The sequence below is a fragment of the Microbacterium sp. GXF7504 genome (assembly GCF_054798235.1).
Genome location: NZ_JBSJZI010000006.1, coordinates 16771 through 42055 on the forward strand (window position 1 = coordinate 16771; position 25285 = coordinate 42055).

The window sequence follows — 25285 nt, forward strand, 5'->3', positions numbered from 1 at the left end:
CAGGGTGTTGCGGCGGTGCCTGCCCTAGCCTAGATCCGCTCGGATCACGGAAGGGTCACGGCGTCGTCACATGACGGCGCCGACCGACTCAGAGCCGGTCGCGGACGAGGGCGGCGAGATCCGCGGGCCGCTCCTCGTGCACGTTGTGGTGCGCGGCGACCGTGACCACCTCGGCGGCGGGGAGGCGCCGTGAGTACTCCGCCGCATCCGCCTCGGTGACGTAGCCCTCGTCGCCGCGGACGAGGGTGAGGGGCGCGGCGACCGCCTCGAGGTCTTCCCAGCCGGCGGCCGAGAGCACGCCCGCGAGCGCATCGGTCCCTTCGGCGGGCGTCTGGGGGGCGGCGGCCGCCGCGGCGGCCAGGTGCGCGAAGTGGTGCTTCCACTCCACCCGCCCGTCGGGGCGCACCCGCGAGTTCAGGAAGACGCCCCGCTCGGCCGCCCGGCGGGTGCCGCCGAGACCGAACGAGAGCGCGCGTTCGACGAGCTCGTCACGGCTCGCCCAGTCGGTCGGTCCGGCGAAGAACGCGCGGATCTGCTGCGGGCCCGCATCCGGGTCGACGCCGGGCGTGATGTCGACGACGACGAGGCGGCGGACGAGGTCGGGCGCGGATGCGGCGACCGCCGCCGCGGTGAGACCGCCCAGCGAGTGGCCGACGAGCAGCTGCGGGCCGGAGGTCCAGGTGCGGAGCGCGTGCACGACGTCGGGGGCCAGGATGCGTGCCGCGTAGGCGGCGTCGTCGCGCCAGGACGAATCGCCGTGCCCGGGAAGGTCGAGGGCGAGCGCCGGGACGCCCAGGGCCAGCACGGTGGTGTCCCAGGTGTGGGCGTTCAGGCCAGCGCCGTGGAGGAACGTCACCCGCGGCGCGTCGTCGCCGTACCGGAGGGCGGACAGGTCGCGGCCGTCGGGCAGCGTGAGCCGCAGCCGGCGGACGGACGGGAGCGCGCCGGTGAGGCCGAGGTCGGCCGCCTGCTCGGGGAGGAAGGAGAACTCGTCGAACGCGTCGGTGGTCACGCCCGACATGCTACGGCCGGCGTCGCGGGACGCCTGCCCCGGGTCGTCCGCTGGGTACGCTGGCGGCATGAGCGAGGAGCGCCGTGTCCACCTGTCCAAGTCCGCCCCCGAGGCGTACCGGGCGCTGGACGCGCTGGCGAAGACGGCCGGTTCACTCGCCGCGGAGGCGGGCATCGACGCGCGGCTCAGCGAGATCGTGCAGCTGCACGCGTCGCAGTTGAACGGCTGCGCCTACTGCGTGCGGGTGCACGTCGACCGCGCCGTGAAGGCGGGACTCGACGCCGACGTCATCGCGCAGATCGCGACGTGGCGCGAGTCGGGTGTGTTCAGCGACCGCGAGCGGGCGGCGCTGGAACTCACGGAGTCGTTCACGCTCATCCACCGGGAGGGGATCCCGGATGCGGTCTACGACCACGTCGGCGGGATCCTGTCCGAGGCGGAGTACGTGGCCCTGAGCTGGATCCTCGTCTCGATCAACGCGTTCAACCGGGTGACCATCGCCGGTCGCTACCCCGTGCCGCCCCGGAACGAGGGCGCATGACCGCCGCCCTCCACGTCCCCGGTGCGGTGAACCTGCGCGACGTCGGCGGGCTGCCTGCGGGGTCCGGGCGTACCCGCCACGGCGTGCTGCTGCGCTCCGGGGCGCTCCACCGGCTCGGCGACGAGGACCGGGACGCCCTCGCCGCACTCGGACTCCGCCGCATCGTCGACCTGCGCGACGACGACGAGGTGGCCCGCGAGCCGAGCGCCCTCGACGAGCGGCTGCCGGTCCCGGACCGCGTCCCGCTGTTCCTCGGATCCGCGGACTCCTTCTTCGTGCACGACATCAGCCTGCGGGAGCTCTACCGCCAGCTCGTGCGGGAATCGGGGGAGGGGATCGCCGTCGTCGCCCGCGCCGTGGTCGCCGGCGGTCCGGTCCTCGTGCACTGCACGGCGGGGAAGGACCGCACCGGGGTCAGCGTCGCACTCGTCCTCGCGGCCGCCGGGGTCGACCGGGACGCCGTGGTGGCCGACTACGCCCGCACCGAGGCCGCGCTTCCGGCCGAGCGCAACCGCAGGCTCATCGCCTGGCTGCGCGCCGCGCACCCGCACGCGCAGCACGTGGAGGAGCTCGTGGCGCGTTCGCCCGAGTCCGCGATGCTCGACCTGCTCGAGCACGTGGACCGCCGGTACGGATCCGCCGCGGACTACCTCCTCGCCGCCGGGGTGTCCGAGGACGACGTGGCCGCCCTGCGTCGCGTGCTCGTCGACGAGCGCTGAATCCTCGTCGCCGCGCACGCCCTCCGATGAAGGTTAGGCATGCCTACCCTCTCCGGGTATAGTGGTGCCTGAGATGCCCGAGACCACCCCGCACAACGACAGCGCCTGCCGTGCGTCCAAGCACGCGCGCGCCCAGCACCTCGTCACGGCCGACGAGACCTCGTTGACCGATCTCGAGCTCGCGCTGACGACCCTGCCGATCTGCTCGACCGGGCGCGTGTTCGTCGAGGTGCCCGACGCCTCCGCCATCACGCCGCTCTCGGCACCGCCGCGCATGACCGTCACCTGGCTCTGCCGGGACCGTCGCAGCGGCGCACCCGGCACGGGCCGCGGCTGCACGCAGGGGGAGGCGCTCGCGCGCGCCGTGAACGCCTGGGCCGACGAGATGCTCTGCGACGACCACTGCGAGACCACGGTGACCCTCCTCGGCGGGTTCCTCGGCACCGCGGAGATCGTCGACCACCTCGTGCAGGAGCGCGGCATCGACCCGACCCGCATCCACGCGCCGGAGCGGTTCGGCCTGCTGCCGCAGCACTGACTCAGCGCCTGGGCAGGTATCTGCCGTCCTCGAGGCCGGCCTCGATCTCGAAGCGGTTGCGCAGCGGGTCGCGTCCCGCGAGCGCGTACAGCACCGGCATGAGGAACCCGTATCGGCGCCACTGCCGTTCGTGCACCGACTCGTGCGCGAGCAACCGGTCGTCGACCGGTCCGTCGCCGGTCAGGAAGCAGTGCCCGACGCACACACCGCCCCGTGGGTACGCCCACGACGGCAGCCCGCGGAACACCCAGAGGCGTCCCCGGCGCTCGATGCGGCCGCGACTGAGCAGCCCGCCCCACACCCACCCCACGGCGCAGCCGTAGACGTACCCGGCGAACCGCACCGCCTCGCCGAGGCCGGTCATGCCAGCGCCCCGACGAGCCGCAGCAGCGTCCCGAGGTCCGCAGGGTCGGCCCCCGCATCCGCCGGCACGTACTCGGCGAGCGTCGCGCCCGCGAGCGGCACGTGCTCGCGAAGCCGCTTCAGCGACGCGACCAGCGCGGGCAGCGTCGCGCCGAACGGTTCCGCCCGCTTCACCCCGGGCATGTGCTCCGGATCGAGCACGTCGACATCGACGTGCACGTAGACGGCGTCGGCACCGGTCTCCACGACCGCGCGGGCGAGCGCATCCGGGTCGGCGAGGTCGTCGGCGTCCACGGTGCGGATGCCGTAGCCCTCGATGTAGCCGTCCTCCGCGTCGTCGCGGGCGCGCGTGCCCACGAGCACGACGTCCGCCGGACGCACCGTGCCCTCGGGCAGCCGGAGATCGTCGGGGCCCTCGCCGAGGACTGCGCGCAGCGCCATGCCGCTGAAGGCGTGCGAGGGGGAGCTGTGCGGCGTGTGCAGGTCGGGGTGGGCGTCGGCCCACACGACCGCGAGGCGCGCGTGCCGGGCGGCCGCGTGCGCGATGCCCGCGACCGACACGGAGCAGTCGCCGCCGACGATGAGCACGCGGTCCTCCTGCGCCGCGAGTGTCGCGTCGAGGTCGGTGCGCACCCGGGTCAGGGCGCTCAACCGGTGCACCGTGCTGCCCAGCGCGTCACCGGCCTCCAGCGGGACGTCGACGCGCACCACGGCGGAGGAGGGGAGGTCGCCGGCGACCGCATCGGCCCCGTCGACGAGCTGCATGGCGCGCGCCGAGGGGGAGCCCTGCCACTGGGGGACGATCACGAACCGGGTCACGGGGCCTCCTGGAGGTGGAGGAGGGGCCGCGCGGCGCGCGGCCCCTCCCACCGGTCACTGCTGGGTCTGCTGCTGCGGCAGTTCCTGGGCGATGGCGCCCTGCGCCGGTGCGCCGGTGCCGATCGCGCCGGGTGCGTTGCCCGCCTTCAGCGCGGCCAGCCGCGCCTCGACCTCGGTGAGCTCGCCGATGTCCTCGAGGGACTCGAACTGCGCGTCGAGGCTCGACGCGGCGAGCTCGGCCTTGCCCTGGGCGAGCGCCTCCTGGCGACGGATCTTGTCCTCGAAACGGCCGATCTCGCTCGTCGGGTCGAGCACGTTGACGCTCTTGATCGCGTCGTGCACCTTGTTCTGCGCCTCGGCGACCTTCGCGCGGGCGAGCAGCTCGCTGCGCTTCGTCTTCAGCTGCTCGAGCTTCTGCTTCATGCCGTTGAGGCCGTCCTTGAGCTTGTCGACGACCTCCGTCTGCGCGGCGATCTGCGGCTCGGCGGCCTTCGCCTGGCTCTCCTCCGACAACTGGCGCTGCAGGGCGATCTTCGCCAGGTTGTCGAACTTGTCGGCGCCCGCGACGTCGCCGGCGGCGCGCAGCTCGTCGCCCTTGCGGGACGCGGCGAGGGCCTTGCCGCCCCACTCCGCGGCCGCCTGGACGTCCTCCTGGTAGTCGCGCTCCAGCAGGCGCAGGTTGCCGATCGTCTCGGCGATCGCGGCCTCGGCGTCCGCGATGTTGTTGGTGTAGTCGCGCACCAGCTGATCGAGCATCTTCTGCGGGTCCTCCGCGGCGTCGATCATCGCGTTGATGTTGGCGCGGACGAGGGTCGAGATGCGTCCGAAGATGGACTGCTTGGCCATCGTTCTTCCTTTCCTAGGGAGCGGGGTGGGTGTCGGGCGGATCAGAAGCGGCCGCCCCCGCGGCGGGAGCGTGAGCCGCCGCCGCTGAAACCGCCGCCCCCGGAGCGGGAGCGGGAGCCGGAACTGCGGATCGTGGGGCCCGACCGGTACGAAGGGCGCGAGGAGCCGCGCGAGAGCGCGGAGCCGATGACGATGCCGCCGAGCATCGCGCCGAGGTCGCCGCCCCCGCCGCGCGAGGTCGACGAGAAGGAACCGACGTCGGACTGCGCGGCCTGCAGCGACTGCCGTGCCAGCTGCTCGGCGCGCTGCGCGAGGGCGAGCGCCTGCTCCGGATCGGCCTGGGCGAGGGCCTGGGCCTGACCGAGCGCGGTCTGCGCCTCGGCCAGGCGGGTGCGGGCAGTGGCGCCCACCGCGCCGCGGCGCGAGGCGATGAAGTCCGCCGCGGTCGCCGCCTGGGCGTTCGCCTGGGTGAGCGTCGCGGAGAGCACGGCGCGGGCGCGAGCGGCGCGCTCGGCGGCATCCCGGGCCTGCCCGATGAGGGTGTCGAGGTGCGAGTCGGCGTCCTGCAGCTGCTGCAGCGCCTGCAGCGGGTCGCCGCCGGGGGCTGCCGTGAGCGCCTGCTGCGCGGCGGCGACGGCCTGGTGGATGCGTCCGTCGGCGTCGGGGAGCGCGGCCGCGGCCGCGATGTCGCGCTCGACCTCCGCACGGAGCGCGGGGAGCTGCGTCGCGGCCTCGGCGAGGCGCGTCCCGTGCGACTCGACCGCGGTGAGCAGCTGACCGGCCTGCGAGACGGCCTGCTCGCCGGTGTGGATGGCCACCGCGGCCGCGCCGGAGTCGCCGGCCGCGAGCGCCTGCCCCGCTGCGGCGATCTGCGCGTCGGCGAGCGCGAGACGCTCGCGCGCCTGCGCGACGTTGTCGGCGACCGGGGCGACCGCGGCCGCCGTGTACGACCCGGAGAGCCGGGCGAGCGCGCCCTCGGCGGCGTCGGTCCCGGCGGCGGTCGACGCACGCTGCGCCGTGAGCCGCTCGAGGGCGGCGGGGGCGTCCTGCTCGAGCTTGCGGAGCTCGGCGAACGCGCCCACCTGCTCCTGCAGACGCGCCTGCGCGCCCTCGGCGAGCTCGAGGGTCTGCCGGTGCCACGCCCGCTGCTGCTCGGGGGTGTCGGGCGTGCCGTCGTCCAGCTGCTGGCGGATGCGGAAGGCCTGGTCGAGGTCCTGCTGCGCCTCGGTGAGCGCCGCCTGCAGCTGCGCGGTCGCGGCGTCGCCGAACTGGGCGCTCGCGAACCCGAGCTCCTCCTGCCCGGTGCGCACGGCGTCGTCGGCCTGCACGAGCGCCTGAGCGGCGCGGGTGGCCAGCGACTCCAGCGGTTCGGATGCGGGGTCGCCCACGACCGCACCGCGCTTGCGCCGGGCGCGGACGACGAAGAAGACCACGACGACGATGATCGCGACGACCGCGATCACCGCGATCACGGTGCCTGCACCGCCGCCGGACGCGGAACCCGAGGACGGGGCGCCGGAACCGCCGCCGGCAGCCGAGGTCATGCCGTCGGCGGCCGCGTCCACGGCGCCCGCCCAGTCCTCGTCGCGGAGGAACGGCTGCACGCCCTGCTCGATCGTGCCGAGCTGGTTCTCGGTGAGCGGGCCGGCGGAGTCGCCGGAGAGGTAGAAGCGGCGGCCGTCGACGGCCACTGCGAGGAGGTACTGCGTCGGACCGAGACCGTTCTGCTCGGCGGTCGTGTTCGCCCACTCCTCGGCGTCCGCGGGGGAGGTGAAGTCGGAGACGAAGACCACCCACAGGTCGAGACCGGTCTCGTCGCGCAACGTGTCGAGGCGCTCCTCGGCCGCCGCGGTCTCGGCGCCGCTCAGCACGCCGGCCGTGTCGGTGACGGACCCCTGACCGAGGGGCACCGGGCCCTCCGCGGCCGCCGGGAGGGCCGTCCCGAGCACGATCCCGATCGTCGCGATCAACGAGAGTGCCCAGCGCCGCATCAATGCCTCCTCCGGGGGCGTGCACCGCCCTGCTGCGAGTCTATGCACCGGCGGAGCACCGGCGCCACGAGCGGGGTGCCCGGAGCGCCGTGCCCGAGGGGGCGTCCCCGGTGTGGCTGCCGGACCGGGCGTCCCACGGCGGCTACGCTTGCCCACCCGGAGGCCCCATGGACGATCGATACGGCACGGACGTGCTCGCAGCCGGCTGGCAGCAGCGGATGCGGAAGGAGCTCGCCCGCGTCCCCGCCGACCGCGACACGGTCGTCGAGGTCGCGGGGGACGGGTTCTGCGGCGCGGTGACCGGCGTGAGCGGCGGACTCGTCGAGCTCGAGGACCGGCACGGGAAGCGCCGCATGTTCCCGCTCGGGCCGGGCTTCCTCGTCGACGGCGAAGCGGTGATCCTCGTCGGTCCGTCCCCGGCGAAGCCCGCCGCTGCCGGTCCGAGGCGCACGGCCTCCGGGTCGTTCGCGGTGGCGGACGCCAGGGCGCGGGTCGCGCGGCCCAGCCGCATCCTCGTCGAGGGGCGCCACGACGCCGAGCTCGTCGAGAAGGTGTGGGGCGCGGACCTCCGGGTGGAGGGCGTCGTGGTCGAGTACCTCCAGGGCGTCGACCTGCTCGCCGACCTCCTGGAGCAGGAGCCGCCCACGGCGGAGCGTCGCTACGGCGTGCTCGTGGACCACCTCGTGCCCGGGTCGAAGGAGGAACGGATCGCGCGCGCGATCGAACGCGGTCCGCACGGACGGCACCTGCGGATCGTCGGACACCCGTTCGTCGACGTCTGGCAGTGCGTGACCCCGAAGGCCCTCGGCATCCCGCGCTGGCCGGAGATCCCGCGCGGCATCGAATGGAAGGTCGGGATCTGCCGGGCGTTCGGCTGGCCCGCCGAGGACCAGGCGGACATCGCCCGCGCCTGGCAGTCGATCCTCGCCCGCGTCCACAGCTACCGGGACCTCGAGCCCGCCCTCCTCGGCCGGGTCGAGGAGCTCATCGACTTCGTGACCGCCTGAGGAGTTCCCCAGGCGGGTGCTCGGTACCCTGGAGGGATGACCGAACCCGCCGTCTCCACCTTCCGCGACAAGCCCGTCTCGTTCGTGCGGCGCAGCGGCCGGATGTCGGAGGCGCAGGAACGCGCCTGGTCCGAGCTCGGATCCTCGTTCCTCATCGACGTGCCCCGCGGTGTCGCCGCGACGAGCGTCGCGGCGGACGCGGGACTGGACCGGGAGGCCGCGTGGGGCCGGGTCGCCCCGCTGACGGTCGAGATCGGGTCCGGGCAGGGGCACGCCATCGTGCACGCCGCATCCGCCGCGCCCGAGCGCGACTTCCTCGCGGTCGAGGTGTTCAAGGCGGGCCTGGCCCGCACCATGCTCGACGCCGACCGCGCCGGCGTCCGCAACCTCCGGCTCGTCGAGGCGAACGCCCCGGAGGTGCTGCAGCACCTGCTGGCGCCGGCGTCGGTCGACGAGATCTGGGTCTTCTTCCCCGACCCGTGGCACAAGAAGCGCCACACCAAGCGTCGTCTGGTGCAGCCGGAGTTCGCCGGGATCGCCGCGGCGGCCCTCCGTGACGGCGGGACGCTCCGGCTCGCGACGGACTGGGAGGAGTACGCGCTGCAGATGCGCGAGGTGCTCGACGACGCACCGCAGTTCGAGCGGGCGTTCGACGGCGACTGGGCGGAACGGTTCGAGGGCCGCGTCGTCACCGCCTTCGAGCGCAAGGGCGCCCGGGCCGGCCGCGACATCCGCGACCTGGCGTACCGGCGCGTCGCGCGCTGACGACGCGCCGCACGTCGGGCACGGCCCGCATCCGGTGATAGTCTCGATCGGTACGCCTCCGTAGCTCAGGGGATAGAGCGTTGGTTTCCGGTACCAAAAGTCGGGGGTTCGAATCCCTCCGGGGGCACGGCGTACGAGGAGGGGAGTCGAGGAATCGGCTCCCCTCCTCCCGTTCCACCGCATCCTCGCGCCGGCGACCGATGTCAACCCGGTCGTCGCGGCTCCTCGGCACGTCTAACGTCGCCCGGACCAGACCGGAAGGAGCACCCGTGGACGACGAGCGGAACCTGCACCCCAAGCGCACCGAGGAGCAGGGCGTGCGCAAGGACATGACCTACAGTCCCGCCAGCGAGACCGAGACACAGGGCAAGCAGGCCGATCCGCTGCCCGACACGGTCGACGACGACATCGACCCGGCGAAGGTGCGCGCGACGCCCGGCACCGGCGGTCCCGACGACGCCGGCGACGTCGACGTCGACCCGGACGAGCTCAACCTGTCCGGTCACGCCTGACGTCGTCCCGGTCAGGCCCGAGGGGCGTCGCGACCGAGCCGCGGCACGAGCAGCCAGGTCGCGACCACGGCGACGAGCGCCACCGCCGACGCGATCACGCCCGCGGGGTGGCCGAGCGTCACGTCGAAGAGGAAGCCCGCGACCCCGGCGACGAGGAGCGAGACCACGCCGAGCAGGGCCAGCAGGATGGCGCTGCCGACACGCACCAGGCGATCCTTCTGCCGCTGGCGGAACAGCAGCCGGTGCATGATCACGGGTGCCATGGCGAGCATCGTCGCGATCCCGGCTCCCACCACGAGCCCCAGGTAGACGACGCGGTCGGGGCCCGGCAGTTCGGCGAAGGCCGGCTGGAACGCGATCGCGAGCAGGAAGCCGGTGAGGATCTGCGTGCCGGTCTGCACTGCGCGCAGCTCCTGCAGGATCTCCGCCCAGTTGCGGTCGGCCCGCTCCTCGGGGGTCTCGTCGCGGCCGGTGCCCGGCGCCTCCTCCTCCGCCGCGTCCCGTCGTCGCGTCATCGTCCCTCCGCTCGTCGCCGCCAGGGTAGGGCAGCGTCCGGCCGTGCCGGGCGGCCCTTGACACGCCCGACCCGGCGGTGGGGGAATGGACCGCCACGTCGAGACCGCAGCCAGGGGGACCAGATGACCGAGACCCGGGAGCGCTCGGCGAGCGACGAGGTGATGCGCGCCGCCGAACGGCTGCGGCTCGCCGAGGCGCGGCTGTCACGGCGTCGTCAGCAGGACTGCGGTCCCGGCGAGAACGCGCGTGCGGCCATGCGGTTCGTCTACGAGCGCGCGGATGCGGGCGACGCACCGACGCCGACCGCGATCGCGGAGCACCTCGGGATCTCCACCCCGGCGGTCACCGGCATCCTGGACCGCCTGCGCGCGGGCGGCGTCGTCGCGTTCGAGCGGAACCCGCGGGACGGGCGGAGCAAGCTCGTGGTGCCGTTCGACCGCACCGCGGACCTCGAGGACGTCGACCCGCTCACCGCGCAGCTGCGGCGGCTGGCCGACGACATCCCGCCGGAGGCCGCACCGGAGGTGGCGGCGTTCCTCGCGCGGTTGACGGAGGCGGTCGATCGCGAGTGCGCCTGAGCGGTCTCAGACGGCGGGGGCCGGGCTCGCCGCCGCCTCCGGTTCGGGCAGCAGGGTCAGACCGTTCGGGCCGCTCGCCTCGGCCATGAGCTCCTCGATCCACGCCCGGTTGATCGCCGGCTGACGGGAGCCGTAGAAGTGGAAGACCATCGGGACCGCGGGGTGGACCCACACGCTCTTCGGACCCAGGCCGTCCGTCCGGTCCAGGTGGAACATGAACGGCTCGTTGCGGCGCAGCTTGTTCATCACGACGATGCGCAGGTGCGCGAGGAGGCGGTCATCGATGTCGAACGAACTCGCCGCGTCGGCGTAAATGAACCTGCCCATGGCGTCAAGCTACACGACGGTTCGGAATGAACTACATGCTTCGTCCGGGTGAACCAGTTTCGGGGGCCCTGCACACCCCGTCCGCTCTCGCACGACGGCCGTGCGAGGATTGGCCGGTGCAGCGCGCCGTCACCGCAGAACTCGACCTCGACCTGGCCGCGCCGGTCGACCTCATCCTGCAGGTCGCGGTCGCTCGCCGGGTCCCGGTCGCGTCCGAGCGGATGGAGATCACGGCGGGCGCCGAGCCCGTCGCCCCGGTCGAACTCGTCGACGACGCGGACAACCGGCTGCACCGGCTGCAGGCGGGACCCGGGCCCGTCCGCATCCGGTACGAGGCGGTCGTCGGCGCGGCCGCCGCGGCCCCGCCGGTGCGCGAACTCGAAGCCATCGGCTACCTGCGTCCGAGCCGCTACGCCCAGTCCGACGAGGTGTTCGCACAGGCGCGCCGCCGGTTCCAGGGACTCGCCGGATTCGAGCTGCTGCACGCGGTCGAGGACGACGTCGCCGGTTCGGTGACCTACTCCCCGGGCACGAGCCGCGGCACCGACAGCGCCGTGACGACCCTCGCGACCGGGCAGGGGGTGTGCCGCGACTACGCGCACCTGGTCATCGCGCTGCTGCGTGCCATGGACGTGCCTGCGCGGTACGCCGCCGTGTACGCCCCCGGCCTCGACCCGATGGACTTCCACGCCGTCGCCGAGGCCTGCATCGACGGCGCATGGTACGTCGTCGACGCCACCCGGCTCGCACCGCGCGCGTCGCTCGTGCGCATCGCGACGGGGCGGGATGCGGCCGACTGCGCCTTTCTCAGCTCCCACGGCGGTGCGCTGCAGCTGAACGGTCTCCGGGTCGACGCGAGGCTCGAGGACGCCCCGCTCCCGGCGGAGGACCCCACCGCACTCGTGCAGCTCGCCTGAGCCCCGTCGGTCAGGAGGCTCCCGGGGCGCGACCGTAGGATGGATCGCTATGGATCCCGAACAGCTCTCCGCCGCCCTCCTCGCCGTCGTCGCCCCGATCGCGGAGGAGCGACGAGACGGGGCGGGCGCCGAGCTGACCGTCGCGGACATCGTGCTCGAGCGGCCGAAGAACCGCGACCACGGCGACTGGGCCTCGAACATCGCGCTGAAGCTGGCGAAGCCGCTCGGCACCAACCCCCGCGAGCTCGCCACCGCGATCGCGGCCGGGCTCGAGCAGACCGCCGGGATCGCCTCCGTCGAGGTCGCGGGCCCCGGGTTCATCAACATCCGCCTCGACGCCGCCGCCGCGGGCGCGCTGGCGAAGACCATCGTCGAGGCGGGCGCGGCGTACGGCACGAACGACTCCCAGCGCGGCAACTCGATCAACCTCGAGTTCGTCTCCGCCAACCCGACGGGTCCCCTCCACATCGGCCACACCCGGTGGGCCGCGCTCGGCGACGCCATGGCGCGCCTGCTCCTCGCCAGCGGCGCGACGCTCGTGCGCGAGTTCTACATCAACGACGCGGGCGCCCAGATGGAGCGCTTCGCCCGCTCAGTGCTCGCCGCAGCCCAGGGGGAGCCGACCCCCGAGGACGGGTACGCGGGCGAGTACATCGACACGCTCGCCCAGCGCGTGCTCGCGGAGCGCCCCGACCTCCTCGAGCTCGAACCCATCGACCGGCTGCTCACCACCCGGGAGATCGCGTACAAGCTGCAGCTCGGGGAGCTGCAGGCCTCGCTCGAGCAGTTCAACGTGCACTTCGACGTGTGGTTCAGCGAGCGGGTGCTGCACGCCCCCGGCGAGGACGGCGCGCCCAGCCTCGTCGACGAGGCCGTCGAGCGGCTGCGCCGCCAGGGGCACGTGTACGACCAGGACGGCGCCGTCTGGGTGCGCACCACCGACTTCGGCGACGACAAGGACCGCGTGATCCGGCGCACCAACGGGGAGTACACGTACTTCGCCGCCGACGCCGCGTACTACCTGAACAAGGGCGACCGCGGGTTCGCGCACAAGATCTACCTCCTCGGCGCCGACCACCACGGCTACGTGCACCGGCTGAAGGCGCTCGCCGGTGCCGCCGGCGACGACCCCGAGAAGGACATCGAGGTGCTCATCGGTCAGCTCGTGTCGGTCAACGGCGCGCGGCTCTCCAAGCGCGCCGGCAACATCATCGAGATGGACGACCTGCGGGAGTGGCTCGGCACCGACGCGCTGCGGTACTCGCTCGCGCGCTACCCCGCGGACTCGCCGCTCACGCTCGACCCGGAGCTGCTGCGCAAGCGCACCAACGACAACCCGGTCTTCTACGTGCAGTACGCCCACGCCCGCACCCACAACGTCGCGCGCAACGCCGAGGCCTCCGGCGTCGACCGGAGTGAATTCGCCCCCGAGACGCTCACGCACGAGACCGAGAGCGCACTGCTCGGCGCGTTGCAGGAGTTCCCGCGCATCGTGGCGTTCGCCGCCGACGTGCGGGAGCCGCACCGCGTCGCGCGCTACCTCGAGGAGCTCGCCGGGCTCTACCACCGCTGGTACGACAACTGCCGCGTCATCCCGCAGGGCGACGACGCGGTCGAGCCGGTGCACCGCACCCGCCTGTGGTTGAACGACGCCACCGGCCAGGTGCTCCGCAACGGCCTCGACCTGCTCGGCGTCGGCGCACCCGAGCGGATGTGACCGGCGTGGCAGGCCCGACCCAGCCCACGCTCCCGCTCCCGCAGGAGCCGTCGGCCCCGCGCCGACGGCGGGGGCGCGGGCTGCTCGTCGGACTGCTCGTGGTCGTCGGGCTGCTGGTCGTCGCGGCGCTGGCGGGGGAGTGGCTCGCGCGCGATCTGGTCGGCAAGGCCGTGAAGCAGCAGGCCGTGCAGGGGCTCGGCGTCTCACCCGACTCCGAGATCGACGTCGACATCCCCGGAAGCCTGCTCTTCCAGCTGGCCACCGGCTCGATCGGCGAGGCGACGCTGTCCTCGCCCGACCTCGCGGTCGGCGACCTCTCCGGCGCCGTCTCGGTCACGGTCCGCGACCTCGCGCTCCGCGGCGAGCCCGCCGCCGCGGGCGGCGAGGCGACGGTCGACCTCGGCGCCGACCAGCTGCGGGCGCTCATGTCCACCGTCGACGGGTTCCCCGCGGACACCCTGGGACTCGCAGCCCCCGACGTGACCGCATCCGTGGAGCTCGGGGCGTTCGGGATCACGACGACGATCGGCCTGGCGCTCACCCCCGGCGCCGAGGGCGGCGACCTCGTGCTGAGCCCGAGCGCGCTCACCCTCGGCGACGCCGAGCTCACCGCGGCGCAGCTGCGGGACCGCTTCGGCCGGCTCGCGGAGCCCGTCGTCCAGGACTGGCGCGTCTGCATCGCCGAGCACCTGCCGGCGGCGCTCACGCTCACGGATGTCGAGGTCGCCGGGGACCGCCTCGTCGCCCGCTTCGGCATCGCGCCGGGCCCGCTCACCGAGGACGCCCTCGCCGTCCGCGGCAGCTGCGGCTGAGCGGCCTGCGCACCGCGGCTCGGGTGCGGTGTGCCGATCCCCTAGACTGCAAGGGATCCGCGCGCCCGGTGTCCCGTCCCGGGGTGCACGTCATCCACCCCACCTGATTGGTCCCGCCGTGTCCGTCTCGCCCGCTCGTCCGTTCGCGCCGACATGGCTCGCCGTGCCGGAGGACGCCAACGCCCTCGCGCCCGCGGTCTGGCCCGCATCCGCCCGACGCGCAGGCGGCGACCTGGTGCTCGGCGGGGTGCGCGCCGCCGAGCTCGCCGCGACGTACGGCACCCCCCTCTACGTGCTCGACGAGGGCGAGGTGCGCGCCCGCGCGCACCGCACCCGCGAGGCGTTCGACCGGGCCGCGGCCGCCCACGGGACCACCGCCCGGGTCTACTACGCCGGCAAGGCGTTCCTGTCGACCGAGATGGTGCGCTGGGTGCGTGAGGAGGGGCTCAACGTCGACGTCTGCTCGGGCGGCGAACTCGCGGTCGCACTCGCCGCGGGCATGGAGCCCGCCCGCATCGGTTTCCACGGCAACAACAAGCGCGTCGCCGAACTCACCCGCGCCGTGCGCGAGGGCGTCGGCACGATCATCGTCGACAGCCGGATCGAGATCGAGCGGCTCGCGCAGGTGACCGCCGGCCTCGGCGTCGTGCAGCCCGTGCTGCTGCGCGTGAACAGCGGCGTGCACGCCGAGACGCACGCGTTCCTCGCCACCGCGCACGAGGACCAGAAGTTCGGGTTCGCGATGGAGGACGCCGCCGACGCGGTCGCCCGCATCCGCGAGATCCCGGGCCTGCGCTTCGTCGGCCTCCACTGCCACATCGGGTCGCAGATCTTCGGGGTGAGCGGCTTCGAGGAGTCCGCGGCGCGCGTCATGGACCTCCACGCGCGGCTCGCCGAGACCGAGGACGTGCCGCTGCTCAACCTCGGCGGCGGCTTCGGCATCGCCTACACGTCCATCGACGACCCGAGCCCGATCGAGGACCTCGCGGACGGCATCGTCGCGGCCGTGGCGCGCGAGAGCGCCGCCCGCGGCATCCCCGTCCCCGCCCTCGCCTTCGAGCCCGGCCGCGCCATCGTGGGCACCGCCGGCGTGACCCTCTACGAGGTCGGCACCACGAAGCCGGTGCGCGTCGACGAGGACCACACCCGGCTCTACGTGAGCGTCGACGGCGGCATGAGCGACAACGCCCGCACCGCCCTCTACGGCGCGGCGTACTCCGCCCGCATCGCCTCCCGCACCAGCGACGCCGCGCCGGTGCTCACCCGCGTCGTCGGCCTCCACTGCGAGTCGGGCGACATCGTCGTCGAGGACGAGTACCTGCCCGGCGACGTCGCCCCCGGCGACCTGCTCGCCGTGCCCGCCACCGGCGCCTACTGCTTCTCACTGTCCAGCAACTACAACCACGTGCCCCGCCCGCCCGTCGTGGCGGTGCACGAAGGGACCTCGCGCGTCATCGTGCGCGGTGAGACGGTCGACGACCTCCTCGCCCGCGACGCCGGGGTCGCCGACCGGGAAGGGAAGGCATGATCGACTACCGCAACCTCCGTGTGGCACTGCTGGGGGCGGGGGCCGTGGGGTCCCAGGTGGCGTCGCTGCTGCTGCGGCACGCGGACGAACTCGGCGACCGCGCCGGGGCGACGCTCGAACTCGCGGGCATCGCGGTCCGCGACGTCGACGCGCCGCGCGACGTCGACCTCCCCAAGGAGCTGTTCACCACCGACGCGGAGTCGCTCATCGTCGGCGCCGACATCGTCATCGAGCTCATGGGCGGCATCGAGCCGGCACGCACCTACCTGCTGCAGGCCATCAACTCCGGCGCCGACGTCGTCACCGCCAACAAGGCCCTGCTCGCCACCCACGGCACCGAGATCTTCGAGGCGGCGGACCAGGTCGGCGCCGAGGTCTACTACGAGGCCGCCGCCGCCGGCGCCATCCCCATCATCCGCCCGCTGCGCGACTCGCTCGCCGGCGACCGGGTCAAGCGGATCATGGGCATCGTCAACGGCACCACGAACTACATCCTCGACCGGATGGACGCCGAGGGCGCCGAGTTCTCCGACGTGCTCGCCGACGCGCAGCGCCTCGGCTATGCCGAAGCCGACCCGACCGCCGACGTCGAGGGCTACGACGCCGCGCAGAAGGCGGCGATCCTCGCGTCGCTCGCGTTCCACACCACCGTGCCGCTGGACGCCGTCCACCGTGAGGGCATCACGCAGATCGACAAGGCCATGATGGACGCCGCCCGCAACGCCGGGTACGTCATCAAGCTGCTCGCCGTGTGCGAGCGGCTCACCGGCGAGTCGGTCGCGTCCGCATCCGGCGAGGCCATCTCGGTGCGCGTCTACCCGGCGCTCATCGCCCGCACCCACCCGCTCGCCAGCGTGCACGGCGCGAACAACGCCGTGTTCGTCGAGGCGGAGGCGGCCGGGTCGCTCATGTTCTACGGCGCCGGAGCCGGCGGCGTGCAGACCGCGTCGGCCGTGCTCGGCGACGTCGTCTCCGCCGCCCGCCGCCACATCGCCGGGGGCGTCGGGGTCGGCGAGTCGACCCGCGCGAACCTGCCGGTCCTCGAGATCGGTCACGCCGTCACCCGGTACCAGATCACCCTCGAGGTGGAGGACCAGCCGGGTGTGCTCGCGACGGTCGCGGGCATCCTCAGCGAAGGACGGGTGTCGATCGCCACGGTCGAGCAGACCGTCATCGACCCGGCCACCGGCGCAGCATCCGGGATCGACACCGAGACCGGTGCGACCAGGGCGCGGCTGGTCATCGGAACGCACAAGGCACGAGAGCAGGACCTGAGCGAGACCGTGCAGCGGCTCGCCGAGAGCGGCGTCGTCGAGCGCGTCGTCTCGGTCCTGCGGGTGGAAGGAGACTGAGATGGCACACGTCTGGCGCGGAGTCCTCCGCGAATACGCCGACCGGCTCGGGGTCACGGAGACCTCGAACGTCGTCACCCTGGGGGAGGGCGGCACGCCGCTCATCCCGGCGCCCGCGCTCTCGCGCATGACCGGTGCCGACGTCTGGGTGAAGTACGAGGGCATGAACCCCACCGGGTCGTTCAAGGACCGCGGCATGACCGTCGCGATCTCCCGCGCGATCGACCACGGCGCCAAGGCCGTGATCTGCGCCTCGACCGGCAACACGTCCGCCTCCGCGGCGGCCTACGCCGCGCACGCCGGCATCCGCGCCGCGGTGCTCGTGCCCGAGGGCAAGATCGCGATGGGCAAGCTCAGCCAGGCCGTCGCCCACGACGGCTCGCTCATCCAGATCCGCGGCAACTTCGACGACTGCCTCGAGATCGCCCGCGAGCTCGCCGACAACTACCCGGTGCACCTGGTGAACTCGGTCAACCCCGACCGCATCGACGGCCAGAAGACCGCCGCCTACGAGGTCGTCTCGCAGCTCGGCGACGCCCCCGACTTCCACTTCATCCCCGTCGGGAACGCCGGCAACTACACCGCCTACACCCGCGGGTACCGCGAGGAGGCCGAGCGCGGCGTCTCGACGAAGGTGCCCCGCATGTTCGGGTTCCAGGCCGCCGGGTCCGCGCCGCTCGTGCGCGGCGAGGTCGTCAAGAACCCGGAGACCGTCGCCAGCGCCATCCGCATCGGCAACCCCGCCTCCTGGCAGCTCGCCCTCGAGGCGCGCGACGCGACCGACGGCTGGTTCGGCGCGATCGAGGACGACCGCATCCTCGCCGCGCAGAAGCTGCTGGCCGGCACCGTCGGCGTGTTCGTCGAGCCCGCATCCGCCATCTCGGTCGCCGGCCTGCTCGACCGCGCCGAGGCGGGCGTCATCCCGCAGGGGGCGAAGGTCGTGCTCACCGTCACCGGTCACGGCCTGAAGGACCCGCAGTGGGCCCTCCGCACGGCCGACGGCGGCGAGGTCACCCCCACGGTCGTCGACGCCACCGTCTCCGAGGTCGCCTCGGTGCTCGAGCTCGCACGCGCCGGAGCGCAGGCGTGACCCAGGCCGCGCCCGCCGTGCCGGTGGGACGCAGCGTCGCCGTCCGGGTTCCCGCCACCAGCGCGAACCTCGGACCCGGGTTCGACACCCTCGGCCTCGCGCTGAGCGTCTACGACGAGCTCACCGTCACCGCGCTGGAGCCCGGTCGCCTCGAGATCGAGGTCACCGGCTCCGGCGCGGAGGACGTGCCGCGCGACGCGACGAACCTCGTGGTCCGCGCCATCGCGTACGCGTTCGACGCCGTCGGGCAGCCGCTGCCCGGCCTGCGCCTCGAGGCGCGGAACGTCATCGCGCACGGTCGCGGCATGGGGTCCTCCGGCGCCGCCGTGGTCTCCGGCATCCTCGCCGCCAAGGGCCTGCTCGAAGGCGTCGTCGACATCGACGCGGACACCCTGCTGCGCCTGGCCACCGAGATGGAGGGGCACCCCGACAACGTCGCGCCCGCCCTCTTCGGCGGCCTCACGATCGCGTGGATGGACGAGAAGGGCCCGCAGCACAAGAAGCTGCTCGTGCACCGCGGCGTCGCACCGATCGTCTTCGTGCCCGAGTTCACGATGTCGACCTCCGAGGCGCGCGGGCTGCAGCCGCTGCAGGTGCCGCGCGAGGACGCCGTGTTCAACGTGTCGCGCTCGGCCCTGCTCATCGCGGCGCTCACGCAGAGCCCGGAGCTGCTCATGGCCGCCACCGAGGACAAGCTGCACCAGCACTACCGCGCGGCCGCGATGCCCGAGACCGACCGGCTCGTCCGGGCCCTGCGCGCCGCCGGGTTCGCCGCGGTCGTCTCCGGTGCGGGCCCCAGCGTCCTGGTGCTCGCCGACGGCCCCGGCCGACGCCTCGAGGCCGCCCGCGTCGCCGCCGAGCACACCGACACCCCGTGGGAGTCGCTCATGCTCGCCGTCGACTTCAAGGGTGGTACAGTGAGGGACAACACGGAGGGTGCCACGTAACCACGTGAATCTGGCCTCCGTCGCAATTCTGCGAACCCGCGCTCATCCCCGTATCTGATGAGGGAACCCGGCACGCTGCCTCGGATCCAGTTGAGGCCTCTGCCCGAACCCGACGACGTCGATCGGTGATCAGCGCACTTCCACACGTTCACAAAGGGAGCACTCGTGGAGTCCATCTCCGAGATCCAGACCACCCAGCCCAGCACCGATGACAACGCCGCATCGACTGTGAAGGCCGGTTCCACCACGCAGGACGCGGCCCCCGCCGCAGAGACCGCCGCCCCCGCGGCGGAGGCGGCCGAGGCCCCCGCGAAGGCGCCGCGCAAGCGCGCCCCGCGCCGGGCCAAGAGCGCCGACGTCGAGGCCGCTGCCGCCGCGGACGCCTCGCCCGCAGCGGACGCCGCGCCGGCCGCCGCGCCCACGGCGGACGCCGCCGCCGCGCCGGAGGCCGCCACCACGGCCGAGGCGCCCGCCGCCGACGCCGAGCCGGCGCCGGCGAAGACGACCCGCGCTCGCGGCACCCGCTCGCGTGCGAAGAAGGCCGACGCCGAGCAGCCCGCGGAGCCGACCGCCACCGAGACCCCGGCCGCCGAGCAGGACGCCCCCGCCGAGCAGGCGGAGCAGGCGCCCAAGGCCGAGAAGGCCCCCAGGGCCGCGAAGTCGAAGGCCGCGAAGTCGGCCGAGAAGCCGGAGACCGCCGAGCAGGCGGAGTCGGCCGAGAAGCCCGCCGAGACCGCGCCCGAGCAGCCCGCCGAGGCCACCGGCGACCAGCCCGCCGAGACCGGCGAGCAGGGCGAGGGGGAGGGCGGCGGCCGTCGCAGCCGCAGCCGGAGCCGCAACCGCAACAAGCGCGGCGGCGAGAACAAGGACACCCAGAACGGTCAGGGCCAGCAGCAGCAGCAGCCTGCCGCCGACAGCGACGACGAGGGCCAGCAGGGTCGTGGTCGCGGACGCAACAAGCGCCGCGGCAACAGCACCGTCGACGAGTTCGAGCCGGAGATCGGCGAGGACGACGTCCTCATCCCGATCGCGGGCATCCTCGACGTGCTGGACAACTACGCGTTCGTGCGCACCAGCGGCTACCTCCCCGGCCAGAGCGACGTCTACGTCTCGCTCGGCCAGGTGAAGAAGTACAACCTCCGCAAGGGCGACGCCGTCGTCGGCGCCATCAAGCAGCCCCGCGAGGGCGAGCAGCAGGGCCGGCAGAAGTACAACGCGCTGGTCAAGGTCGACGCCGTCAACGGCCTCTCCCCGGAGGACGCCGCCGGCCGTGTCGAGTTCGGCAAGCTCACGCCCCTCTACCCGCAGGAGCGCCTGCGCCTGGAGACCGCGCCGGAGAAGCTCACGCAGCGGATCATCGACCTCGTCGCGCCGATCGGCAAGGGCCAGCGCGGTCTCATCGTCGCGCCGCCCAAGGCCGGCAAGACGATCGTGCTGCAGCAGATCGCCAACGCGATCGCGCAGAACAACCCCGAGGTCCACCTCATGGTCGTGCTCGTCGACGAGCGCCCCGAGGAGGTCACCGACATGCAGCGCACGGTGAAGGGCGAGGTCATCGCCTCCACCTTCGACCGTCCCGCCGAGGACCACACCACGGTCGCCGAGCTCGCCATCGAGCGCGCCAAGCGCCTCGTGGAGCTGGGCCGCGACGTGGTCGTGCTGCTCGACTCGATCACCCGCCTCGGCCGCGCGTACAACGTGTCCGCGCCCACCAGCGGCCGCGTCCTCTCCGGCGGTGTCGACGCGTCGGCCCTGTACCCGCCCAAGCGCTTCTTCGGCGCCGCGCGCAACATCGAGAACGGCGGCTCGCTCACCATCCTCGCGACCGCGCTCGTCGAGACCGGCTCCAAGATGGACGACGTCATCTTCGAGGAGTTCAAGGGCACCGGCAACAGCGAGCTGCGCCTGTCGCGCCAGCTCGCCGACAAGCGCATCTTCCCGGCGGTGGACGTCAACGCGTCCTCCACCCGTCGCGAGGAGATGCTGCTCTCGGCCGACGAGGTGAAGATCACCTGGAAGCTCCGCCGCGCACTCGCCGGCCTCGACCCGCAGCAGGCGCTCGAGGTCGTGCTCGGCAAGCTCAAGGAGACGCAGTCGAACGTCGAGTTCCTCGTGCAGATGCAGAAGTCGATCCCGGCGCCCGCCGCCGGCGGCCACGCGCACGAGAACACCATCCGCTGATCCGGCCGTGTCCGAGCACGGCATGTTCGCCTCGGTCGAAGCACTGATCGAGGAGCACCGCGCGGTCCAGGAGGAACTCTCGGACCCCGCGGTGCACGCCGACGCCGCACGCGCCAAGCGCGTCAACCGGCGCTATGCCGAGCTGTCGCGGATCGTGAAGGCGCACGAGGAGTGGCGGACCGCATCCGACGACCTCGCCGCGGCGCGCGAACTCGCCCGCGAGGACGCCGCGTTCGCGGAGGAGGTGCCGGCCCTCGAGGAACGGGTCGCCGAGGCGCAGGAGAAGCTGCGGCGCCTGCTCATCCCGCGCGACCCGGACGACGCCCGCGACGTGATCATGGAGATCAAGGGCGGCGAGGGCGGCGCGGAGAGCGCGCTGTTCGCCGCCGACCTGCTGCGGATGTACCTGCAGTACGCCGCGTCGATGGGGTGGAAGACCGAACTCCTGGAGCGCACCGAGTCCGACCTCGGGGGCTACAAGGACGTGCAGGTCGCCATCAAGGGCACCTCGTCCGACCCGGCGCAGGGCGTCTGGGCGCACCTGAAGTACGAGGGCGGGGTGCACCGCGTGCAGCGGGTGCCCGCGACCGAGTCGCAGGGCCGCATCCACACCTCCACGACCGGTGTGCTCGTCTTCCCCGAGGTCGATGAGCCGGAGGAGATCCACATCGACCCGAACGACCTGAAGATCGACGTCTTCCGGTCGTCCGGTCCCGGCGGCCAGTCGGTGAACACGACCGACTCGGCCGTGCGCATCACGCACCTGCCGACCGGGATCGTCGTGTCGATGCAGAACGAGAAGTCGCAGCTGCAGAACCGCGAGGCCGGGATGCGGGTGCTGCGCGCCCGGCTGCTGGCGCGGCAGCAGGAGGAGCAGGCGGCCGCCGCGGCGGATGCCCGCAAGTCGCAGATCCGCGGCATGGACCGCTCCGAGCGCATCCGCACCTACAACTTCCCGGAGAACCGCATCGCCGACCACCGCACCGGGTACAAGGCGTACAACCTCGACCAGGTGATGGACGGCGCGCTCGGCCCGGTGATCGAGTCCCTCATCGCCGCCGAGGAGGAGGAGCGGCTCGCCGCCCTCGCCGGCGAAGCCTGACCCTCTCACCGCCCCGGTTCACCCGTCGCAAATGACGGGTGTTCGGCGTTCCGACCCGTCATTTGCGACGGATGAACAGCGAGCGCCGCCATCCGTCGCGGAGGGGAGTCACCAGACGGGGGGATGCGGGAGGGGGCCGCGGGCGGCCTCGAGCTGCGCGGCCAGGGCGATGATCGCGGCCTCGCCGCCCGGACGGCCCACGAGCTGCACGGACACCGGATGCCCGGACGGGTCGAGGGTGACGGGCACCGTGATCGCGGGGAGGCCCGCGACGTTCACGAAGCTCGAGTACGGGGCGTATTCCACCTGCTGCATGAAGTTCCGCTCGGCATCCACCGGGTCGAACGAACCCACCGGCTGCGGTGGCAGCGCGAGCGCGGGGGTCAGGACCGCGTCGTACCCCGCGAAGGCCGTCACCGTCTCGCGCTCGAACGCGGTCGCCGCGGCCAGCCCGCCGAGGAGCGTCGGCGCGTCGAGCGCCCGGCCCTCGCGCACGAGCCAGGCCGTGATCGGCTCCACCCGCCCGAGCTCCGCTTCGGAGAGGGGGAGCCGGGCGGCGCTCGCCCGCCACAGCACGGCGAACAGGTCCGCGTACCCCCGAGGCGCCCAGGCCGCGTCCTCGACGACGTGCCCGAGCCCGGCGAGCACCTCGGTCGCGTGCGCCCATGCCGCCCGGGCGTCCGGATGCAGGCGGATGTCGGCCGCCTCGTCCCACGGGGACACGGTCGTCACGCCGACGCGCAGGGCGCCCGGCGCAGAAAGCGCCGCGTCCAGGAACGGCCCCGAGCCGGGGGCCGCCGTCGCGAACCGGTACGGCCGTGCGCCGACGAGCACGTCGAGGAGCATCGCGGCGTCGGCGACGTCGCGGGTGATCGGACCGTGCACGGCGAGCCCGCCGGTGGCGTCCATGCCGGCCCCCACCGGAAGCCGCCCGCGCGACGGCTTCAGCCCCACGACGCCGACCGTGGCGGCCGGGATGCGGATCGACCCGCCCCCGTCGGAGCCGACCGCCGCCGGCAGGAGTCCCGCCGCCACCGCGACGGCGGCGCCGCCCGAGGAGCCGCCGGCGCCGTGCCGGGGATCCCACGGGTCGCGCGCGGGCGGCGCGACGGCGGACTCGGTGTAGCCGGTGAGGCCGAACTCGGGCGTGTTCGTCTTGCCGAGCGAGATCGCGCCGGCGTCGTCGAGGAGGAGCGCTGCCTCGTCGGATGCGGCGGGCACGAAGCCCGCGCGGACGGCCGAGCCGAACCGCGTGGGCACCCCTGCGCGCGCGACGAGGTCCTTCTCCGCCGACGGGAGTCCCCAGAGCGGACCGGTGGGGGCGGATGCGGCGAGCGACTCCGCGCGCTCCCTTGCGGCATCCGCCGTCACCTCGACGAACGCGCCGAGCGCGTCCGGTCCGGTGTCGAGCCGCCGGATGCGGTCGAGGGCGTGCTCGACGAGCTCGTGCGGCCGAAGTTCGCCGCGGCGCAGCGCCGCCAGCTGCTCGCGGGCGGTGAGCTCGTGCAGCACGGTCAGATGACGTATTCGGGCGCCGTGAGGATCGCCCGGGTGTCCTCGCCGGCCTTGCGGGTGCGGGCCTTGGCGGGCACCCCGACGAGCACGCTGTCGGCGGGCGCGTCCTTGGTGACGACGGCGTTCGCGCCGATCGCGCACCGGTCGCCGATGACGATCGGTCCGAGCACCTTGGCGCCCGCGCCGACGACGACCCCGTCGCCGATGGTGGGGTGGCGCTTGCCGCCGTCGCGGGTGCGACCGCCGAGCGTGACGCCGTGGTAGAGCATCACGTCGTCGCCGATCTCGGCGGTCTCGCCGATGACGATGCCCATGCCGTGGTCGATGAAGAACCGCCGGCCGATCGTCGCGCCGGGGTGGATCTCGATGCCGGTGACCCAGCGGGTGAGCTGCGATCCCGCCCGCGCGAGGAACCGCATCCGGCGCCGCCACAGCGCGTTCCAGAGCCGGTGGCCCCAGATCGCGTGCAGGCCGGAGTACAGCACGGCGATCTCCACCCCGCTGCGGGCAGCGGGGTCACGGAGCTTCGCCGCGGCGATGTCCTCGCGCAGGCGTGCGATCGCGCCCACGTCAGTCCTCGCGGAGGTCTTCGAACAGCGCGGTGCTGAGGTAGCGCTCGCCCGTGTCGGGGACGATCACGACGATGTTCTTGCCGGCGTTCTCGGGACGCTTGGCGACCTCGAGGGCGGCCCAGACGGCGGCGCCGCTCGACATGCCGACGAGCAGGCCCTCGCGGGCGGCGAGCTCACGTGCGACGCGCAGCGAGTCGTCGAACTCGACGTCCACGACCTCGTCGATCACGTCGCGGTCGAGGATCGCCGGGACGAAGTTCGGGCCGATGCCCTGGATCTTGTGGGGGCCGGGGTGGCCCTCGGTGAGGATGGGGGAGTCCTTGGGCTCGACCGCGATGATCTGGACGCCGGGGACCTTCTCCTTGAGCACCTGGCCGACGCCGGTGATGGTGCCGCCGGTGCCGATGCCGGCGACGAAGATGTCCACCTTGCCGTCGGTGTCGCGGATGATCTCCTCCGCGGTGGTCTTGCGGTGGATCGCCGGGTTGGCGGCGTTCTCGAACTGGCGGGCCCACACGGCGCCGGGGGTCTCGGCGACGATGCGCTCGGCCTCGTCGACCGCGAGCGCCATGCCCTTGGTGGGGTCGGTGAGCACGAGCTCGGCGCCGAACGCCTTCAGCAGGACGCGACGCTCCTTGGACATGGAGGCGGGCATCGTGAGGATGACGCGGTACCCGCGGGCGGCGCCGACCATCGCGAGCGCGATGCCGGTGTTGCCGCTCGTGGACTCGACGATCGTGCCGCCGGGCTTGAGCTCGCCGGAGGCCTCGGCCGCGTCGACGAGGGCGATCCCGAGACGGTCCTTCACCGACGACGCGGGGTTGTAGAACTCGAGCTTCGCGAGCACCTGGGCGTCGAGGCCCTCGGTGACGGCGTTCAGGCGGACCAGCGGCGTGTTGCCGAACGCGGAGGTGATGTCGGAGTGGATCCCGGGCATGGCGGCGGCCTTTCGGATGACGGGCAGAGCCTGTCCAGCCTAGCGAGCGGGGGCGGGGGAGCGGCCTGTATGACGGAGCGG

At 73.5% G+C, this 25285-nt stretch carries 26 protein-coding genes and 1 tRNA gene; 17 read left to right on the forward strand and 10 right to left on the reverse strand.

Annotation, left to right across the window (positions count from 1 at the left end; all coding sequences use genetic code 11):
* Positions 1–88: 88 nt before the first annotated feature.
* Positions 89–1021 (reverse strand): alpha/beta fold hydrolase, encoded by a 933-nt coding sequence (locus ACWAUO_RS13925; RefSeq protein WP_460776265.1) that lies wholly within the window; start codon positions 1019–1021, stop codon positions 89–91.
* 58 nt (positions 1022–1079) lie between these two features.
* On the opposite strand from ACWAUO_RS13925, the gene ACWAUO_RS13930 reads away from it, so the two are divergent.
* From ACWAUO_RS13930 to ACWAUO_RS13940, 3 genes are all read left to right on the forward strand, one after another.
* Positions 1080–1553, forward strand: a complete 474-nt coding sequence (locus ACWAUO_RS13930) for a carboxymuconolactone decarboxylase family protein (protein ID WP_460776266.1) — start codon at positions 1080–1082, stop codon at positions 1551–1553.
* Complete coding sequence (locus tag ACWAUO_RS13935; RefSeq protein WP_460776268.1) at positions 1550–2272, forward strand: tyrosine-protein phosphatase; 723 nt, start codon at positions 1550–1552, stop codon at positions 2270–2272. The genes ACWAUO_RS13930 and ACWAUO_RS13935 overlap by 4 nt, the downstream gene beginning before the upstream one ends.
* A 73-nt stretch (positions 2273–2345) precedes the next feature.
* Positions 2346–2810: an SIP domain-containing protein gene (locus ACWAUO_RS13940; protein ID WP_460776269.1), complete on the forward strand. Its 465-nt coding sequence runs from the start codon at positions 2346–2348 to the stop codon at positions 2808–2810.
* Position 2811: 1 nt separating this feature from the next.
* Here the strand turns inward: ACWAUO_RS13940 and ACWAUO_RS13945 are convergent, their stop codons facing one another.
* Genes ACWAUO_RS13945 through ACWAUO_RS13960 form a run of 4 tightly spaced genes read right to left on the reverse strand, consistent with a single transcriptional unit; the run spans position 2812 to position 6829 of the window.
* Complete coding sequence (locus tag ACWAUO_RS13945) at positions 2812–3174, reverse strand: Fe-S oxidoreductase (protein ID WP_460776271.1); 363 nt, start codon at positions 3172–3174, stop codon at positions 2812–2814.
* Positions 3171–3992: an arginase family protein gene (locus tag ACWAUO_RS13950; protein WP_460776272.1), complete on the reverse strand. Its 822-nt coding sequence runs from the start codon at positions 3990–3992 to the stop codon at positions 3171–3173. The genes ACWAUO_RS13945 and ACWAUO_RS13950 overlap by 4 nt, the downstream gene beginning before the upstream one ends.
* A 54-nt stretch (positions 3993–4046) precedes the next feature.
* Positions 4047–4838, reverse strand: a complete 792-nt coding sequence (locus ACWAUO_RS13955; protein ID WP_460776274.1) for a PspA/IM30 family protein — start codon at positions 4836–4838, stop codon at positions 4047–4049.
* A 41-nt stretch (positions 4839–4879) separates the two neighbouring features.
* The gene (locus ACWAUO_RS13960) at positions 4880–6829 is read right to left on the reverse strand and encodes a TPM domain-containing protein (protein ID WP_460776275.1); all 1950 of its coding nucleotides are present in this window, start codon (positions 6827–6829) and stop codon (positions 4880–4882) included.
* Positions 6830–6996: 167 nt separating this feature from the next.
* Here ACWAUO_RS13960 and ACWAUO_RS13965 point away from each other — a divergent pair, with 167 nt between their 5' ends.
* The 4 genes from ACWAUO_RS13965 (at position 6997) to ACWAUO_RS13980 (ending at position 9113) form a co-directional block, all read left to right on the forward strand.
* Positions 6997–7836, forward strand: coding sequence for a DUF3097 family protein (locus ACWAUO_RS13965; RefSeq protein WP_460776276.1), 840 nt, complete (start codon positions 6997–6999; stop codon positions 7834–7836).
* Between the two features lie 36 nt (positions 7837–7872).
* Positions 7873–8601 (forward strand): tRNA (guanosine(46)-N7)-methyltransferase TrmB, encoded by a 729-nt coding sequence (gene trmB / locus ACWAUO_RS13970; RefSeq protein ID WP_460776277.1) that lies wholly within the window; start codon positions 7873–7875, stop codon positions 8599–8601.
* A gap of 54 nt (positions 8602–8655) precedes the next feature.
* Positions 8656–8728, forward strand: a tRNA-Arg gene (locus ACWAUO_RS13975).
* A gap of 142 nt (positions 8729–8870) precedes the next feature.
* Positions 8871–9113, forward strand: a complete 243-nt coding sequence (locus ACWAUO_RS13980; protein ID WP_460776279.1) for a hypothetical protein — start codon at positions 8871–8873, stop codon at positions 9111–9113.
* 11 nt (positions 9114–9124) lie between these two features.
* On the opposite strand, the gene ACWAUO_RS13985 is transcribed toward ACWAUO_RS13980, so the two are convergent.
* On the reverse strand, positions 9125–9628 hold the full coding sequence (locus ACWAUO_RS13985) for a DUF6328 family protein (protein ID WP_460776280.1): 504 nt from the start codon (positions 9626–9628) through the stop codon (positions 9125–9127).
* A gap of 123 nt (positions 9629–9751) precedes the next feature.
* Here ACWAUO_RS13985 and ACWAUO_RS13990 point away from each other — a divergent pair, with 123 nt between their 5' ends.
* Positions 9752–10207, forward strand: coding sequence for a MarR family winged helix-turn-helix transcriptional regulator (locus ACWAUO_RS13990; protein WP_460776282.1), 456 nt, complete (start codon positions 9752–9754; stop codon positions 10205–10207).
* 6 nt (positions 10208–10213) lie between these two features.
* Here the strand turns inward: ACWAUO_RS13990 and ACWAUO_RS13995 are convergent, their stop codons facing one another.
* Positions 10214–10534, reverse strand: a complete 321-nt coding sequence (locus ACWAUO_RS13995; RefSeq protein WP_460776284.1) for a DUF7882 family protein — start codon at positions 10532–10534, stop codon at positions 10214–10216.
* 116 nt (positions 10535–10650) lie between these two features.
* Between ACWAUO_RS13995 and ACWAUO_RS14000 the strand changes: the two genes are divergently transcribed.
* The 9 genes from ACWAUO_RS14000 (at position 10651) to prfA (ending at position 22180) form a co-directional block, all read left to right on the forward strand.
* Positions 10651–11451, forward strand: a complete 801-nt coding sequence (locus ACWAUO_RS14000) for a transglutaminase-like domain-containing protein (protein WP_460776286.1) — start codon at positions 10651–10653, stop codon at positions 11449–11451.
* Positions 11452–11500: 49 nt separating this feature from the next.
* Positions 11501–13168, forward strand: a complete 1668-nt coding sequence (argS, locus tag ACWAUO_RS14005; RefSeq protein WP_460776287.1) for an arginine--tRNA ligase — start codon at positions 11501–11503, stop codon at positions 13166–13168.
* 5 nt (positions 13169–13173) lie between these two features.
* A complete protein-coding gene (locus ACWAUO_RS14010) occupies positions 13174–13980 on the forward strand; it encodes a DUF2993 domain-containing protein (protein ID WP_460776289.1) in 807 nt (268 codons plus the stop codon).
* A 118-nt stretch (positions 13981–14098) separates the two neighbouring features.
* Positions 14099–15508: a diaminopimelate decarboxylase gene (gene lysA, locus ACWAUO_RS14015; protein ID WP_460776290.1), complete on the forward strand. Its 1410-nt coding sequence runs from the start codon at positions 14099–14101 to the stop codon at positions 15506–15508.
* On the forward strand, positions 15505–16860 hold the full coding sequence (locus ACWAUO_RS14020) for a homoserine dehydrogenase (protein WP_460776292.1): 1356 nt from the start codon (positions 15505–15507) through the stop codon (positions 16858–16860). Before lysA ends, ACWAUO_RS14020 begins: the two co-directional genes overlap by 4 nt.
* 1 nt (position 16861) lies before the next feature.
* Positions 16862–17950 (forward strand): threonine synthase, encoded by a 1089-nt coding sequence (thrC, locus tag ACWAUO_RS14025; protein WP_460776293.1) that lies wholly within the window; start codon positions 16862–16864, stop codon positions 17948–17950.
* A complete protein-coding gene (thrB, locus tag ACWAUO_RS14030) occupies positions 17947–18897 on the forward strand; it encodes a homoserine kinase (RefSeq protein ID WP_460776295.1) in 951 nt (316 codons plus the stop codon). The genes thrC and thrB overlap by 4 nt, the downstream gene beginning before the upstream one ends.
* A 165-nt stretch (positions 18898–19062) precedes the next feature.
* Positions 19063–21078 (forward strand): transcription termination factor Rho, encoded by a 2016-nt coding sequence (gene rho / locus ACWAUO_RS14035; protein WP_460776296.1) that lies wholly within the window; start codon positions 19063–19065, stop codon positions 21076–21078.
* A gap of 22 nt (positions 21079–21100) precedes the next feature.
* Positions 21101–22180 (forward strand): peptide chain release factor 1, encoded by a 1080-nt coding sequence (gene prfA, locus ACWAUO_RS14040; protein ID WP_460776511.1) that lies wholly within the window; start codon positions 21101–21103, stop codon positions 22178–22180.
* Positions 22181–22288: 108 nt separating this feature from the next.
* On the opposite strand, the gene ACWAUO_RS14045 is transcribed toward prfA, so the two are convergent.
* From ACWAUO_RS14045 to cysK, 3 genes are read right to left on the reverse strand one after another with little or no spacing between them, the layout of a single operon-like run.
* Positions 22289–23692, reverse strand: a complete 1404-nt coding sequence (locus ACWAUO_RS14045; protein WP_460776298.1) for an amidase — start codon at positions 23690–23692, stop codon at positions 22289–22291.
* Positions 23693–23694: 2 nt separating this feature from the next.
* A complete protein-coding gene (gene epsC, locus ACWAUO_RS14050; protein ID WP_460776299.1) occupies positions 23695–24264 on the reverse strand; it encodes a serine O-acetyltransferase EpsC in 570 nt (189 codons plus the stop codon).
* Between the two features lies 1 nt (position 24265).
* The gene (gene cysK, locus ACWAUO_RS14055) at positions 24266–25204 is read right to left on the reverse strand and encodes a cysteine synthase A (protein WP_460776301.1); all 939 of its coding nucleotides are present in this window, start codon (positions 25202–25204) and stop codon (positions 24266–24268) included.
* Between the last annotated feature and the right edge of the window lie 81 nt (positions 25205–25285).